This is a genomic window from Bacillus sp. LUNF1 (assembly GCF_011008975.1).
Taxonomy (GTDB): Bacteria; Bacillota; Bacilli; order Bacillales; family Bacillaceae; genus Bacillus; species Bacillus velezensis.
The window spans coordinates 2813391-2829367 of sequence record NZ_CP048876.1 but is presented as its reverse complement, the minus strand read 5'-3'; the positions used below and the strand labels follow the sequence as shown (position 1 = coordinate 2829367).

Genomic DNA, 15977 nt, shown 5'->3' with positions numbered 1-15977 from the left:
GAAACGGACAAGTATGATGATGAGTCAAAAAAAGAACATTTGTTTCTTAAGAAAACCCGTCTTATAATGTAGAAAGGCAAAATGAACGTATGGGAAAGGAGTGGCGGCATTGTCTTTTGTTCACCTGCAAGTACATAGCGGCTACAGCCTGTTAAACAGCGCCGCTTCTGTAAAAGAGCTTGTTACTCAAGCGAAGGAACTCGGATATTCATCATTGGCGCTGACGGACGAAAATGTGATGTACGGCGCCATTGAGTTTTATAAAGCATGCAAATCAAACGGAATTAAGCCGATTATCGGTCTGACGGCTTCTATATACACGGACGATACGGAGCTTGAAGCACACCCGCTCATTCTTTTAGCAGAGACAAACACCGGCTATCAGAACCTGGTGAAAATCTCAAGTGCGCTGCAATCCATGGCAAAGGGCGGCATGAAGCGAAAATGGATGAAGAGCTATCGTGAGGGGCTGATCGCCATTACGCCCGGTGAAAACGGCTACATTGAAAGCCTGCTTCAAACCGGGAAGTTTGAAGAAGCGGTCCGGGCTGCCGAAGGATTCCGGGAGCTGTTCGGAGACGGCCGTTTTTATTTAGGATACCAGCCGTTTAAAGGACATGAGACGTTATCAGAAGAGATTCTCCGTCTGTCAGCCGAAACGGAAATCGCTGTCTGCGCTGCGGGGGATGTCCGTTATATCAAGAAAGAAGATCAAGATGCGTACCGCTGTCTGTGCGCTATTAAAGCCGGAGAGAAGTGGGAGGATCAGAGCGGGGATCTGCCGGACTTATACTTGAGGACGCCTGAAGAAATGGCAGAGCTTTACACGCGGCATCCGGAAGCGATTGAAGCAGCCGCGCGTATCGCCCGGCAATGCCGGGTCGATGTCAGCCTCGGACAGACACAGCTTCCGTCTTTTCCGGCACCGGACGGCAAATCAGCCGATGACTATTTGGCGGAGATCTGTCATGAGGGGCTGCGCCTCCGTTTCGGCACTCCTGATGAGCGCGCTGTCCGCCGGCTTGAATATGAGCTGGACATCATCAGGCGCATGAAATTCAGTGATTATTTTCTCATCGTATGGGACTTTATGAAGTACGCGCATGAAAAGGGCATTGTGACAGGCCCGGGAAGGGGGTCCGCGGCAGGCTCGCTTGTCGCTTACTCCCTTTTCATTACCGACGTGGATCCGCTTAAACATTCTCTGCTGTTTGAGAGGTTTCTTAATCCCGAGCGGATCAGCATGCCGGATATTGATATCGATTTCCCTGATACGAGAAGGGATGAGGTCATTCAGTATGTACAAAATAAGTACGGGGCCATGCACGTCGCCCAGATTATCACCTTCGGGACATTGGCCGCAAAGGCGGCGTTAAGGGATACCGGGAGAGTGTTCGGAATCAGCCCGAAAGAAGCCGACCAGCTTGCCCGCCTGATTCCGTCAAAACCGGGAATGACGCTTGAGGAGGCGAGGCGGCAGTCCGCTCAGCTGAACAGGCGGCTGTCCGAATCCGCCGTTCTTCATAAAGTGTTTCAGATCGCAAGGAAAATTGAAGGTCTTCCGCGGCACACGTCAACACACGCGGCCGGGGTCGTTCTCAGTAAAGAGCCGCTTTCGGAAGTTGTCCCTCTTCAAGAAGGGCATGACGGCGTGTATTTAACGCAGTATGCGATGGATCACTTGGAAGATCTCGGTCTTTTAAAAATGGACTTTTTAGGTTTGCGCAACTTGACGCTTATTGAATCCATTAAAACGATGATTGAAAAAGAGACGAATACGAAAATTGATTTTTCCGAGATTTCTTATCAGGATGAAAAAACGTTCTCACTATTGTCAAACGGTGATACGACGGGTATTTTCCAGCTGGAATCATCAGGAATGAGAAACGTATTGAAGCGCCTGAAGCCGTCAAGACTGGAAGACATTGTCGCGGTTAACGCGCTTTACAGGCCGGGACCGATGGAAAATATTCCGTTATTTATCGACCGGAAACACGGGCGGGCGCGTGTGGAAGTGCCGCACGAGGATGTAAGAAATATTCTCAGTGACACTTACGGCGTCATCGTCTATCAAGAACAGATAATGATGATCGCCTCGCGCATGGCAGGGTTTTCATTAGGTGAAGCGGATCTGCTCAGACGGGCTGTCAGCAAAAAGCAAAAGGACATTCTGGACAGAGAGCGAAGCCATTTTGTTGAAGGGTGCATAAAAAAGGAGTATTCTGTAGTCACTGCAAACGAGGTCTACGATCTGATTGTAAAATTCGCTAACTACGGATTCAACAGAAGCCATGCTGTCGCATACAGCATGATCGGCTATCAGCTCGCCTATTTAAAAGCGCATTATCCGTTATATTTTATGTGCGGGCTGTTGACGAGCGTCATCGGCAATGAGGACAAAATATCGCAATATCTGCATGAAGCGAAGGGGAGCGGGATTCAAGTCCTTCCGCCGTCAATAAACAAAAGCGGTTTTCCGTTTGCGCCGGAAAACGGAGCCGTCAGATACAGTTTGCGGGCCGTTAAAAACGTAGGCGTCTCGGCAGTGAAAGATATTTATAAAGCAAGAACACATAAACCGTTCGAGGATCTTTTCGATTTCTGCTTTCGCGTACCCGCAAAAAGCGTGAATCGGAAAACCATCGAAGCCCTTATATTTTCTGGCGCCATGGACGAATTCAATCAAAATCGCGCCGCCTTGCTGGCCTCCGTTGATGTGGCTTTAGAGCACGCTGAACTTTTTCGTGCAGACGATGACCAAATGGGATTGTTTTTGGAAGAATCGTTCTCCATTAAGCCAAAATATGTAGAGGCTGAGGAATTTCCGCTCGTGGACAAGCTTCGGTTCGAAAAAGAAGCTCTCGGTGTTTATTTCTCAAGCCATCCTTTATCTGCTTTCAGGGATCTCCTGAAAAAAAGGGGGGCGCAAGCGATCACAGCAGCGCGGCAGATGCCGAAGGGACAGCTGTCAATCGGCGCTTTGCTCGCGGGCATCAAAACGATTCGGACAAAGACAGGTCAGCATATGGCGTTTCTCACATTAAGCGATGAAACGGGAGAAATGGAAGCCGTCGTGTTTCCTGACCAATATAGAAGGCTGTCTCCGCTGTTAAAAGAAGGCGCGCTTTTATTCGCCGCCGGAAAAATGGAAGAGCGTCAGGAGAAGACACAATTCATCATGTCATCCGCCTCTCTTCTTGAGCAGACGGAGGCAGACAGAGCGCCGTCTGTTTACATCAAAATCGAAGGCAGCCGGCACAATCAGGAGTTTTTGGAAAAGATGAAGCGTATTTTACTGGAGCATAAAGGGGAAACCGGCGTTTATCTTTATTATGAAAAAGACAAGCAGACGATCAGGCTGCCGGATACTTTTCATATTCAGGCGGACCATCAGGCGTTATACCGCTTAAAAGAGCTGCTGGGCCGCGAAAACGTCGTGTTAAAATAGTGGTAACAATAATCATTTTGTTATACAATTGAAACAATTGTGCTATCTTATTTAAAGATTCTGAAATTTTTCACCTCCAGCGATTGTACCAGTCTATGCGGCAGAATATGTAACAAAGTACTTAAAAGGAGTGTTTAGAATGTCATTAAGAGAAGAAGCGTTACATTTACACAAAGTAAACCAAGGAAAGCTGGAATCAAAAGCAAAGGTAGAAGTCAGAAACGCGGACGACTTAAGCCTTGCCTATTCTCCCGGAGTAGCTGAGCCTTGTAAAGAGATTTATGACGATAAAAACAAAGTATATGATTATACAATGAAGGGGAACATGGTAGCAGTCGTAACAGACGGATCAGCCGTTCTCGGTCTCGGTAATATCGGGCCTGAAGCTTCACTTCCGGTCATGGAAGGGAAAGCGGTGCTGTTCAAAAGTTTCGCGGGCGTGGATGCATTCCCGATCGCGCTTGACACAAACGATGTGGACAAAATCATTGACACTGTGAAGCTGCTTGCACCGACATTCGGCGGTGTCAACCTTGAAGATATTGCGGCGCCGAACTGCTTCATTATCGAAGAGCGCCTGAAAAAAGAAACAAACATTCCGGTTTTCCACGATGATCAGCACGGCACTGCCATCGTAACCGTTGCCGGACTTGTAAATGCGCTGAAATTATCAGGAAAATCCATGTCATCCATTAAAGTTGTGGCAAACGGAGCGGGAGCGGCAGGCATCGCGATCATCAAGCTTCTTTACCATTTCGGCGTACGCGACATCGTGATGTGCGACTCTAAAGGGGCGATTTACGAAGGGCGTCCGGCCGGCATGAACGCAGTGAAAAACGAAGTGGCCAAGTTTACAAACCAAGACCGCAACGACGGTTCGCTGCAGGATGTCATTAAAGATGCAGACGTCTTTATCGGCGTATCAGTCGAAGGCGCGCTGACGAAAGAAATGGTGGAAAGCATGGCGAAAGATCCGATTATCTTCGCAATGGCCAACCCGAATCCGGAAATCATGCCTGAAGACGCGCGCGCAGCCGGCGCAAGCGTAATCGGAACAGGCCGTTCTGATTTCCCGAACCAGGTTAACAACGTGCTGGCATTCCCTGGAATTTTCCGCGGGGCGCTTGACGTTCGCGCGACTCACATCAACGAAGAAATGAAAATTGCTGCGGTTGAAGCGATTGCTTCCCTCGTTTCAGAGGAAGAATTAAGCGCTGATTATGTCATCCCGGCTCCATTTGACAAACGTGTGGCTCCTGCCGTTGCGAAAGCTGTTGCGAAAGCAGCGATGGAAACGGGCGTCGCCAGAATTACGGTCGATCCTGAGGAAGTGGCTGAAAAAACAAGACAGCTCACGGTTATCGGCGAATAATAACACAAAAATGAAATGGCAGCGCGTTGGAAAAAAACAACGCGCTGCTGTTCAATATACGGACTGCTGGCATTTTTTTAAGGGCAGGTCTTAAAAAAAATTCAGCAGAATCCTTATTTCTTTTGAAAACGCTGACAGATAAGGCTGAACAACGCTTTTTACGGTATGAAATCCGTCCGTTTCCGTCTGTTTTGCAGCAAAAAATGTCGAATGGAGGATGACACCGTTTGACAAAAAAAGTACAATAGTTTCGGTAAAGTTATTATTAAGTCTATCTAATCGGAAGACATGCAGTGAAGAGAACCCTTCACAAAAGGGAGGTAATCATTTGTTAAAGGATATATTCACAAAAAAGAAAAAATATGCTTCCGTGCCGTCTGAGCAGGCAAAACATGATGTTCCGGAAGGCATTATGACAAAGTGCTCCAAATGTAAAAAAATCATGCTCACAAAAGAGTTAGATAAAAACCTGCGCGTCTGCATGAACTGCGGGCACCATTTCCCCATGAATGCAAAGCAGCGCATTGAAAGCCTCCTGGATGAAGATTCATTCGAAGAATTCAACCAGGGAATGATATCTGAAAACCCGCTCGGTTTCCCGGAATACTTAGAAAAAATCGAAAAAGACCGTGAGAAAACATCGCTGAATGAAGCGGTGGTTACCGGAAAAGGAACCATCAGCGGATTCCCTGCCGTGATCGCGATCATGGATTCAACATTCCGAATGGGCAGCATGGGTTCGGTTGTCGGCGAAAAAATCACGCTTGCAATTGAAAAAGCAAAAGAGGAAAAAGTCCCATTTATCATCTTTACCGCTTCCGGCGGCGCACGTATGCAGGAGGGGGTCTTAAGCCTTATGCAAATGGCCAAGACAAGCTCTGCATTAAAACTGTTCAGTGAGGAGCAGGGACTGATTATTTCTGTCATGACCCATCCGACGACAGGCGGCGTATCGGCCAGTTTCGCGTCTCTCGGTGATTATAATTTCGCTGAACCGGGCGCCTTGATCGGATTTGCCGGAAGACGTATTATTGAACAGACGATTGGGGAAAAACTGCCGGAAGATTTCCAGACGGCGGAATTTTTATTAAAGCACGGCCAGCTTGATGCGGTGATTCACCGAAACGACATGAAAGACAAACTCGCATTTCTGCTGGACATGCACCAAACAGGAGGTGAGCATGAGTGGCTGCAAGATTAGAATTTGAAAAACCAGTGATTGAACTGCAGACGAAAATCGCCGAACTGAAAAAATTCACCCAAGATTCGGAGATGGATTTAAGCGCTGAAATCGCAAGGCTTGAAGACCGGCTCAGCAAGCTCCAGGATGAGATTTATAAAAACCTGAAGCCGTGGGACAGAGTGCAGATCGCACGCCTTCCCGACCGGCCGACGACGCTTGATTACATTCAATACCTGTTTACCGACTTTTTTGAGTGCCACGGAGACAGAACATACGGAGACGATGCGGCGATTGTCGGCGGAGTCGCCAAATATCACGGCATGCCGGTCACCGTCATCGGTCATCAGCGCGGAAAAGACACGAAAGAAAACCTTGTCCGCAATTTCGGGATGCCTCACCCTGAGGGCTACCGCAAAGCGCTTCGTCTCATGAAGCAGGCGGATAAGTTCAACCGCCCGATTATCTGCTTCATCGACACGAAGGGAGCGTACCCGGGTAAAGCAGCGGAGGAACGGGGACAAAGTGAAGCCATCGCCAAGAACCTGTTCGAGATGGCCGGCCTGACTGTGCCTGTCGTTTGTATCGTCATCGGGGAAGGCGGCAGCGGAGGCGCGCTTGCATTAGGTGTGGGCAACCGCATGCTGATGCTTGAGAACTCGACGTATTCCGTTATTTCTCCTGAAGGAGCCGCGTCCATTTTGTGGAAAGACTCCAGCCTTGCGAAAAAAGCGGCCGAATCCATGAAGATTACTGCGCCCGATTTATTAGAATTAGGAATTATTGATGATATGATTAAAGAAGTGAAGGGCGGAGCTCACCATGATATCAAGCAGCAGGCGGGCTATATTGACGGTATTCTTAAAGAAACGTTAAAATCTCTTCTTCAATTGAACGCCGAAGAATTGATCTCACAGCGCTATGAAAAATATAAAGCAATCGGGAAAGTTTCGGTTGAGGATCAATATATCGGGGTAAACTGAATAGACGTGAAGCCTATGGCTCACGTTTATTTTTTGTGATTTTTGTGATATTCCTTAAATTTTATTTAAAAACAATTTATTTAATTGTATAATAGGTAAGGTTTCATGGGAGCTCAGGCGTCCCTTTTCATTGTTTTAGGGCAATGATCATGATATGTTTAACATATATATGTTGCTGAGGTGAATAGGAAATGAAGCGTATAGGAGTTTTAACGAGCGGCGGGGATTCCCCGGGTATGAACGCTGCGGTGCGCGCGGTTGTGCGGAAAGCTATCTACCACGACGTCGAAGTGTACGGAATTTATAACGGTTATTCAGGATTAATCAGCGGAAAAATAGAGAAACTGGAGCTTGGTTCGGTCGGTGACATCATCCACCGCGGCGGAACAAAGCTGTATACGGCCAGATGTCCTGAATTCAAAACAGTTGAAGGCCGTGAAAAAGGAATCGAAAATTTAAAGAAACTCGGCATTGAAGGTCTTGTCGTCATCGGCGGAGACGGTTCATACATGGGTGCGAAAAAATTAACGGAACACGGGTTTCCGTGTGTAGGTGTACCGGGTACGATAGATAATGACATCCCGGGAACTGATTTTACGATCGGATTTGATACGGCGCTAAACACCGTAATTGATGCGATTGATAAAATCCGTGACACCGCTACGTCTCATGAGCGTACATACGTTATTGAAGTGATGGGGCGCCATGCGGGCGACATTGCTTTATGGGCAGGTCTTGCAGGCGGAGCGGAATCAATTTTAATTCCTGAAGCGGACTACGATATGCAGGAAATTATCGGCCGTTTGAAGAGAGGGCACGACCGCGGCAAAAAACACAGTATCATCATCGTTGCAGAAGGGGTAGGCAGCGGAGTTGAATTCGGAAAACGCATCGAAGAAGAAACGAACCTTGAAACACGGGTATCCGTTTTAGGGCACATCCAGCGCGGCGGATCTCCAAGCGCTTCTGACCGGGTTCTTGCAAGCCGCCTCGGCGCTTACGCGGTTGAGCTTCTGCTTAAAGGAAAAGGCGGACGCTGCGTAGGTATACAAAACAACAAGCTTGTAGACCATGATATTATAGAAATTTTAGAATCAAAACATACTGTTGAACCAAACATGTATCAGCTTTCAAAAGAACTGTCTATTTAAGGCGGAAGAAGCTGAAGATTTCAGAAGGAAGTGAACGAGTTGAAAAAAACAAAAATCGTTTGTACAATCGGTCCGGCCAGTGAAAGTGTAGAAATGCTGACAAAATTGATGGAAGCGGGTATGAACGTTGCTCGTCTGAATTTTTCACACGGTGATTTCGAAGAGCACGGCGCAAGAATCAAAAACATCAGAGAAGCAAGCAAAAAGCTCGGCAAAAACGTGGGGATTCTCCTCGATACGAAAGGTCCGGAAATCCGTACGCACGATATGGAAAACGGCGCGCTTGAGCTTCAGGCGGGAAATGAAATTATCGTTTCTACGAAACAGGTGCTGGGAACGCTTGAAAAATTCTCAGTTTCTTATGAAGGCCTGGCAGACGACGTGTCAGCAGGGTCTATCATCCTGTTGGATGACGGTTTAATCGGATTGGAAGTGCTGGAATCAAATCCGGAAAAACACGAAATCAAAACAAAAATCTTAAACAGCGGCACGCTGAAAAATAAAAAAGGCGTAAACGTTCCCGGCGTCAGCGTCAACCTTCCCGGAATTACTGAAAAAGACGCCAAAGACATCGTATTCGGTATCGAGCAAGGCGTTGATTTTATCGCTGCGTCATTTGTACGCCGTTCTACGGATGTCCTGGAAATCCGCGAACTGCTTGAAGAGCATAACGCGTCTGACATTCAAATCATTCCTAAGATCGAGAACCAGGAAGGCGTGGACAACCTGGATGCGATCCTGGAAGTATCTGACGGCTTAATGGTAGCGCGCGGAGACCTCGGCGTAGAGATTCCGGCCGAAGAAGTGCCGCTCGTGCAAAAAGAAATGATCAAAAAATGCAACGCGCTCGGCAAACCGGTTATTACTGCGACACAAATGCTTGACAGCATGCAGCGCAACCCTCGCCCGACACGCGCTGAAGCAAGTGACGTTGCCAACGCCATTTTCGACGGCACAGACGCTATCATGCTTTCCGGTGAGACGGCTGCGGGACAATATCCTGTTGAAGCGGTTCAAACAATGTTTAACATCGCCACACGCACGGAAGAATCTCTGAACTACAAAGAAATTCTGTCTAAACGCAGAGATCAGGTCGGCATGACGATTACCGATGCGATCGGCCAATCAGTTGCGCACACGGCGATCAATCTGAGTGCGGCAGCTATCGTTACCCCTACAGAAAGCGGGCATACGGCGCGTATGATCGCCAAATACCGTCCGCAGGCTCCGATTGTAGCGGTTACGGTCAATGAGTCTGTATCACGCAAACTCGGCCTTGTATTCGGTGTATTCCCGGCAAGCGGCCAAAACGCGACTTCAACCGATGAAATGCTTGAAGACGCGGTTCAAAAATCACTTGACAGCGGCATCGTGAAACGCGGTGATCTGATTGTCATTACAGCAGGTTCTGTCGGTGAATCAGGCACGACGAATCTGATGAAAGTCCACACTGTCGGCAGCATTATCGCAAAAGGACAAGGCATCGGACGCAAATCTGCATTCGGGCCGGTCGTTGTTGCAAAAAATGCGAAAGAAGCTGAACAAAAAATGACAGACGGCGCAGTATTGGTTGCTTCAAGCACTGACCGCGACATGATCGCTTCACTTGAAAAAGCATCAGCGCTCATCACTGAAGAAGGCGGTTTGACAAGCCATGCAGCCGTTGTCGGTTTAAGCTTGGGCATTCCGGTTATCGTCGGTCTGGAGAACGCAACTTCAGTTTTAACAGAAGGACAGGTTATCACAGTTGACGCTGCCCGCGGCGCTGTGTATGAAGGCCGCGCAAGCGTTCTTTAAACAGCTTTAAAAAAGAGAGGGGGGGGTTTTCCCTTCTCTTTTGTCTTTAGGCTGATTTTCCTATTCCCATGCGGGCGGTGACGCGCTTTTAGAAGGGCAGGAGGGCAGAAAAATGAGAGTGTTATTCTTACTGTTTATCGTGTGTCCGGCAATTGAAATCGGCTTGTTTCTGCTGGCGGGAAAATGGCTCGGTATTTTTCCGACCTTCCTTCTCATCATTTTGACAGGCGTGTTAGGGGCCTTGGTGGCAAAAAGACAGGGAACCGATGTGTATCATCGGGTGATGCGCGACCTGCAGCACGGCAAAATGCCGGGGGAAGCGCTTCTTGATGGAATATGCGTCTTTTTCGGAGGCCTGCTTTTGATGCTTCCGGGTTTTCTGTCCGATATTGCAGGGGCCTGTCTTCTGATTCCGTTCACTCGGAACCGCATGAAGCCGCTTTTGTTCAAATGGCTGAGAGGAATGTCAAAAAACAAGCGGATCATTATCAAATAAAAACGGCAGCCTTCTTACAGGGCTGCTGTTTTTATTTAGATTGAACAGTAATATAGGCCCATATTTCTTTTAAAGCGCCCGTTGTGATAAAGGCCTGAATGAAAACAAGCAGCGCGGGCCCCGCAGCCAGTCCTAAAATTCCGAACAGTTTAAAGCCGGCAAACAGGGCGATTAAGGTCGCAAGCGGATCAAGTCCGATTGACCTGCTTAAAATTTTCGGCTCCGTCAGCTGGCGCTGAATGAGAACCACAATATATAAAACACCGAGACCGATCGCTTGAGGAAGCTGACCGGCAATGGCCAAATACATAATCCAGGGAACAAAGACCGACCCGGCGCCGAGATACGGGAGAAGGTCCACCAAGCCGATAAAAAAGGCGATGGTTGCCGCATGCTCAATCCCTAAAAGAAAAAGTCCGATAAAGACAATGATCATCGTGAAAAGTATGAGCACGGCCTGCGCCTTAATGAAACCTGCCATCGCTTTTTTCAGCTCTCCCGATACGGCCTTGGCGTTTGCCGAAACCCGTTCCGGAAGAATGGAATAAAGCAGCGCTTTCAGCTTATGCCAGTCCTTTGTCATAAAAAAAGTCGCCAGCATTGCGAAAATGAAGACGGCAGCTGTATTGGGAAGGAAGGCAATCCATTTCGGCACCAGCTCCAAAAGATGTGAAAGCATCAGCCCCGCATTTTTAGCGGCTGTATCACCGAGGGTCTGAATATGCGTCACGATGGATGCCTGCTGATTGGTTTCCAGTCCGTTAAATAAGACGGTCAGCTCGTGGTACAATGGCTGAATGCGGGAAGTGAACAGCTCTTCACAATACGTCATAAAGGCGCTGATATGAGGAGGGAGCGTTTTGGCCAGATAGGCGGTTCCCGAAATGATTTCCGCAACGAGAAATGTCGCCGCGCCAAGAAGAATAAGCAAAAAGAAGACCAGGACAATGACTGTATTGACTGACCGGGGCATCCCCGTCAGTTTGTCCAGCCAGTCAACTACGGGAATGATCGCTGATGACAGAATAAGGGCGATCAGAAACGGATAAGTTAACGGAAATGAGGCGTAACCGGCCGCCAAAGCGCCGCCGGCCGCAGCGAGTACAAACAGCGCGCGGAAAAAAACAGTTGCATAGTGCGGGTTCACATCGATCCTCCTCTCGGTCGGCACGTCCTATTACATTAGTTTATTCGTCAAAAAAAAGGATATGAATACAGATATGATGAAAGAAGGTGCTTTCAGGATGTTTACACAAGCGAATTTATTTTTACTATTATTGCTGGCCATCGCATTGGTAGCCAAAAATCAGTCATTGCTTTTTGCCGTCGGCTTTCTCATTGTGATAAAAGCTGTCGGTCTTGATCAGAAACTATTTCCGGTTATTCAGTCAAAAGGCATCAACTGGGGGGTCACCGTCATTACAATCGCCGTTTTAGTGCCGATTGCCACAGGTGATATCGGTTTTAAACAGCTCGGAGAAGCGATGAAATCATATTATGCGTGGATCGCTCTCGGTGCCGGGATCGCGGTTGCCTTAATCGCCAAAAACGGTCTCACCTTATTGGAAAACGACCCTCATATTACAACGGCGCTGGTCATCGGCACGATACTTGCCGTCGCGCTTTTCGGAGGCGTCGCCGTCGGCCCGTTAATCGGCGCCGGAATCGCCTACTTGGCCATGCAAATCGTTAAAATATTCACTTCGTAAAGTAAAAAAGCGGCGTAAAGCTGCTTTTTTTTGTGGAGAAAATTAGAGTTTGCACTTGCGCATTTTGTAGTTCAGACAAATGCCATTTGCATTATTCCGATGAATGAAGTGGCTTACCATGTAACAAAGAACTTCGGGATTGACGGCGCACATGGAGCGAAAACAGCGATTGCATTAATTCCAATTGATGAATGGATTAAAAGCTGATGGAATTTATGCGCTGATACCAAAGCAAAACTTGAAGTGTTGTCAAAATAAGCGGAGACCCTTTCCTTCAATTTGAAAGTTTGTTAAATTTATAATGAGAATGAAAAAACACAATTCGGTTGGTAGTCCGGATGCATGATTTAAAATGTCAGTAACCTTCCCCTCCTCGGGATGTCCATCATTCTTCAGTAAATTTAGGAGGAGGGAATCGTTATGAAATTAACGGTTTACTATGATGGTCAGTTTTGGGTAGGAGTCATTGAAGTTGTGAATGATGGGAAATTAAGAGCAATTCGTCATTTGTTTGGACAAGAGCCAAAGGATTCAGAAATAATGCATTTTGTTAATAATCAACTTTTACAGACTCTCTCCCGCACTGAACAAGAAGGGGTTTGTGTTAAAGCAAAATCTAAGAAATTAAACCCAAAAAGATTGCAACGGCAAGCTTCTAAAGAGATGAAAAATATCGGGATATCAACTAAGGCACAAAAAGCGATAAAACAGGAGCTTGAAGCAAGAAAAGAAAAGAAAAAACAACTGAATAGAAAACAAAGAGAAAAAATAAAGGAACAAAAATATTTAATCAGAAAACAAAAAGCAAAAGAAAAGCATAGGGGCAAATAGTTGGAGAACCCGATGAAGCCCTTCGATTTAAAGTTGAGCGGCATCAGTTTGTTTCTTCGGACTGTTTTAGAAAAAAGAAGTAGAAATCGAGCCCTTCTCGAGATGAGGAGGGTTTTTCTGCAATTTATTTAAATTCACTTACATCAGTAAATGAGTCAGTTTCAATTGATGAACGGTTTGATGATGATATTTACGGCCCGAAAACAGCGCAAATGCAGTCAAACGATTCCAGTCCATGTACGGCCTTACTGCTGACGGCATTCATGGGTCAAAGACAAAGATGAAAATCAGCGTTAAAGAAATAGGAAAAATTAGATAAAGAACGAAAAAATTTCTAAATATAGTTGGATTGATATATTATTGAACTCTGCATATGTGATAACAATAGCAGCTTTAAATAGGTGTAACAGGAGGTAGATTACTAAAGAATCTAAGGTTAGTATTTGGGTTTTAATATTTGATTAGGGGGAAATAATGCTATCACTTAATAGAGCTTTAAAATTACGTGATTTAGAAGTTTTTCGTGTGCTGAAAGATGGTAACATTTTATCTTACGTAATAATTGAAGATACTCGAAAGCCATTTACAGAAGAAGACAAAAAATTAGAACCATTGTGTTATATGGACGAAGAAGATATTAATGCGATTTTAAATGTTTTTAAGATTTCAATTGTTAATGATGAAAAATTAAATGAAGATAATTCAATTTTTATAAGATCTTACTTTTCTGAATTTGTTAATCATACAAATTTAACGAATTTTATTATTAAAGAATATGTTCAAAAGGATTTATATAATTACGATGATGAAGATGACATCATTTTCTTTAATAGAATTTTACGTAGTATAGGATCAGATTATGTTATCAAAGAATTTGACGATATAAATTGGATTTATTTATCTCAAGATTGATTTCTTATTTAGATTTTGAAGGAGTACAGAAGATAATTTCTGTACTTCTTTTTAAGGCGAAAAATAGACTTCTAGTTTCTCTTTATAGCATAAATTCACTTGACGAAAATCGTAAGTTTAGCACCCGCAAAAGCAATTTGTTTCTCTGTCTCTGCTTTCGCTATTACGTTCGGTGTAATTGCTTTTGTAGGAAACACGACTCATCTTCATCATAATGCAGCCAAAACTGATAATGAGGTAATACAACTAGCTGCACGACTGCAAACATGACTTAAAAGATGTGGCCTTTTTAGGGCTGCATCTTTTTTTGTCATGTATTTTCGTTTTTTCTCTTTTTAGGCGGGGCTGCGGCTGCTGCATTTATAAGCATGGTAACAGGTTATGTGAAGTCCGCAGAAAAATACAAATGGATCGTTATATACACAAAAGCGAAATACGAAGTAACAACAAAGATATATAGAAAATTTGAGCCAACTAAAACCAAGACAGGGATTTCTGAAGCTGATCCGAACATTGATTCAGTCGAGTAAACAAAATAACCCTCTTCTCCGGTAAAGAAGGAGGGGGAATTTGCGGTGAAGTTGTCGCGCCTGTCCTTTTAAAGTCACCTCCAAAACTCCCCCAATTGAAAACATGAGAATACATGGTTTTACAAAGCGCCTGAAAGCAAGCGATTAAATTTATCAACGCAAAACCTTGATATATAGGGCTTTTAAAACATTTTTAGTTAAAAGTCTACAAATTAATCAGATTATTGTTTATAATAAGAATAGGCTTAAACTTAAATAAGCTTATAAGAATTTGTTATATTCCTCTATAAGCATATCGGTTATGTAACCGCAATCAGTGAAATGTAAGCATTTTCTTAAAGGGGAAAGGGATTGTTTGCATGACTCATTTTAAGTAAGCCGTATGTTTTATATACTCTTTAAAGGGGAATTTTGATTGAAAAGGAGAGGTTGAATATGACAGCAACACGCGGTCTTGAAGGGGTTGTAGCAACAACATCATCTGTAAGCTCTATTATCGACGATACCCTTACATATGTAGGGTACGATATTGACGACTTGACAGAGAATGCAAGTTTTGAAGAAATCATTTATTTGCTGTGGCATCTGCGCCTGCCGAATAAAACGGAACTTGCTGAACTGAAAAAACAGCTTGCGAAAGAAGCTGCCGTTCCACAAGAAATCATTGAGCACTTCAAATCTTATCCCCTCAATAACGTACATCCAATGGCTGCGCTCCGGACGGCGATTTCATTACTCGGTCTGACTGACAGTGAAGCCGATGTCATGAATCCGGAAGCGAACTACAGAAAAGCCATCCGTCTGCAGGCGAAAGTGCCGGGCATTGTCGCCGCTTTCTCAAGAATCCGCAAAGGACTTGATCCTGTTGAACCGAAGGAAGAGTACGGAATCGCGGAGAACTTCCTTTACACCTTAAACGGTGAAGAGCCTTCTCCGATCGAAGTGGAAGCGTTTAACAAAGCGCTCATTCTTCATGCGGATCATGAGCTGAACGCATCAACATTTACGGCGAGAGTATGTGTCGCCACCTTATCTGATATTTACTCAGGCATCACTGCCGCCATCGGCGCTTTAAAAGGACCGCTTCACGGCGGAGCCAATGAAGCCGTCATGAAAATGCTGACAGAAATCGGCGAAGTGGAAAACGCCGAGCCTTATATCCGCAGCAAAATGGAGAAAAAGGAAAAAGTAATGGGCTTCGGACACCGTGTGTATAAGCATGGAGACCCGCGCGCCAAACACTTAAAAGAAATGAGCAAACGCCTGACGAATCTGACGGGTGAAAGCAAATGGTACGAGATGTCAATCCGTGTCGAAGAAATCGTGACGTCGGAGAAAAAACTCCCGCCTAACGTTGATTTCTATTCCGCATCTGTATACCACAGTCTCGGCATTGATCACGATCTGTTCACGCCGATCTTTGCGGTCAGCAGAATGTCAGGATGGATCGCCCATATTCTTGAACAGTACGATAACAACCGCCTCATCCGCCCGCGCGCTGACTACACGGGTCCGGATAAGCAGACTTTTGTTCCGATTGATGAAAGAGCCTGATCAAACGGGAGGCT

13 protein-coding genes and 1 pseudogene are annotated in these 15977 nt (G+C 45.7%); 13 read left to right on the top strand and 1 reads right to left on the bottom strand.

Features of this window, described 5'->3' with window-relative positions:
* Positions 1 to 109: 109 nt before the first annotated feature.
* The 7 genes from dnaE (at position 110) to G4O42_RS13795 (ending at position 10427) form a co-directional block, all read left to right on the top strand.
* Positions 110 to 3448 carry a DNA polymerase III subunit alpha gene (gene dnaE, locus G4O42_RS13825; protein ID WP_032873689.1) on the top strand — a complete coding sequence of 1113 codons (3339 nt, stop codon included), beginning with the start codon at positions 110 to 112 and terminating at the stop codon, positions 3446 to 3448.
* 139 nt (positions 3449 to 3587) lie between these two features.
* Positions 3588 to 4820, top strand: coding sequence for an NADP-dependent malic enzyme (gene ystJ, locus G4O42_RS13820; RefSeq protein WP_007613079.1), 1233 nt, complete (start codon positions 3588 to 3590; stop codon positions 4818 to 4820).
* Positions 4821 to 5148: 328 nt separating this feature from the next.
* On the top strand, positions 5149 to 6021 hold the full coding sequence (accD, locus tag G4O42_RS13815) for an acetyl-CoA carboxylase, carboxyltransferase subunit beta (protein WP_007613077.1): 873 nt from the start codon (positions 5149 to 5151) through the stop codon (positions 6019 to 6021).
* Entirely contained in the window at positions 6006 to 6983 is a 978-nt protein-coding gene (gene accA / locus G4O42_RS13810; RefSeq protein WP_025285100.1) for an acetyl-CoA carboxylase carboxyl transferase subunit alpha, read from the top strand. The genes accD and accA overlap by 16 nt, the downstream gene beginning before the upstream one ends.
* A gap of 191 nt (positions 6984 to 7174) precedes the next feature.
* Complete coding sequence (gene pfkA / locus G4O42_RS13805) at positions 7175 to 8134, top strand: 6-phosphofructokinase (RefSeq protein WP_007408068.1); 960 nt, start codon at positions 7175 to 7177, stop codon at positions 8132 to 8134.
* Between the two features lie 39 nt (positions 8135 to 8173).
* Complete coding sequence (gene pyk / locus G4O42_RS13800; protein WP_007613076.1) at positions 8174 to 9931, top strand: pyruvate kinase; 1758 nt, start codon at positions 8174 to 8176, stop codon at positions 9929 to 9931.
* 112 nt (positions 9932 to 10043) lie between these two features.
* Positions 10044 to 10427, top strand: coding sequence for an FxsA family protein (locus tag G4O42_RS13795; RefSeq protein ID WP_012118168.1), 384 nt, complete (start codon positions 10044 to 10046; stop codon positions 10425 to 10427).
* 31 nt (positions 10428 to 10458) lie between these two features.
* On the opposite strand, the gene ytvI is transcribed toward G4O42_RS13795, so the two are convergent.
* Positions 10459 to 11574 carry a sporulation integral membrane protein YtvI gene (gene ytvI, locus G4O42_RS13790; protein ID WP_032873694.1) on the bottom strand — a complete coding sequence of 372 codons (1116 nt, stop codon included), beginning with the start codon at positions 11572 to 11574 and terminating at the stop codon, positions 10459 to 10461.
* A 97-nt stretch (positions 11575 to 11671) separates the two neighbouring features.
* On the opposite strand from ytvI, the gene G4O42_RS13785 reads away from it, so the two are divergent.
* From G4O42_RS13785 to citZ, 6 genes and pseudogenes are all read left to right on the top strand, one after another.
* Positions 11672 to 12136, top strand: coding sequence for a DUF441 domain-containing protein (locus G4O42_RS13785; protein WP_003152447.1), 465 nt, complete (start codon positions 11672 to 11674; stop codon positions 12134 to 12136).
* Between the two features lie 30 nt (positions 12137 to 12166).
* The gene (locus tag G4O42_RS13780) at positions 12167 to 12343 is read left to right on the top strand and encodes a hypothetical protein (protein WP_162859396.1); all 177 of its coding nucleotides are present in this window, start codon (positions 12167 to 12169) and stop codon (positions 12341 to 12343) included.
* A gap of 213 nt (positions 12344 to 12556) precedes the next feature.
* Positions 12557 to 12967, top strand: coding sequence for a YjdF family protein (locus tag G4O42_RS13775; protein ID WP_032873696.1), 411 nt, complete (start codon positions 12557 to 12559; stop codon positions 12965 to 12967).
* Positions 12968 to 13149: 182 nt separating this feature from the next.
* Positions 13150 to 13286: pseudogene (locus tag G4O42_RS20265) on the top strand (peptidoglycan-binding domain-containing protein); the annotation flags it as partial.
* A gap of 155 nt (positions 13287 to 13441) precedes the next feature.
* Positions 13442 to 13879, top strand: coding sequence for a hypothetical protein (locus tag G4O42_RS13765; RefSeq protein ID WP_014418618.1), 438 nt, complete (start codon positions 13442 to 13444; stop codon positions 13877 to 13879).
* A 965-nt stretch (positions 13880 to 14844) separates the two neighbouring features.
* Positions 14845 to 15963 (top strand): citrate synthase, encoded by a 1119-nt coding sequence (gene citZ, locus G4O42_RS13760; protein WP_003152453.1) that lies wholly within the window; start codon positions 14845 to 14847, stop codon positions 15961 to 15963.
* Positions 15964 to 15977: the final 14 nt, after the last annotated feature.

Excerpts from the sequence above, each read along its gene's own strand:
- G4O42_RS13775 (WP_032873696.1), top strand. The coding sequence starts at position 12,557 with ATGAAATTAACGGTTTACTATGATGGTCAGTTTTGGGTAGGAGTCATT.
- G4O42_RS13785 (WP_003152447.1), top strand. The coding sequence starts at position 11,672 with ATGTTTACACAAGCGAATTTATTTTTACTATTATTGCTGGCCATCGCA.
- pfkA (WP_007408068.1), top strand. The coding sequence starts at position 7,175 with ATGAAGCGTATAGGAGTTTTAACGAGCGGCGGGGATTCCCCGGGTATG.
- ystJ (WP_007613079.1), top strand. The coding sequence starts at position 3,588 with ATGTCATTAAGAGAAGAAGCGTTACATTTACACAAAGTAAACCAAGGA.
- citZ (WP_003152453.1), top strand. The coding sequence starts at position 14,845 with ATGACAGCAACACGCGGTCTTGAAGGGGTTGTAGCAACAACATCATCT.
- G4O42_RS13795 (WP_012118168.1), top strand. The coding sequence starts at position 10,044 with ATGAGAGTGTTATTCTTACTGTTTATCGTGTGTCCGGCAATTGAAATC.
- G4O42_RS13765 (WP_014418618.1), top strand. The coding sequence starts at position 13,442 with ATGCTATCACTTAATAGAGCTTTAAAATTACGTGATTTAGAAGTTTTT.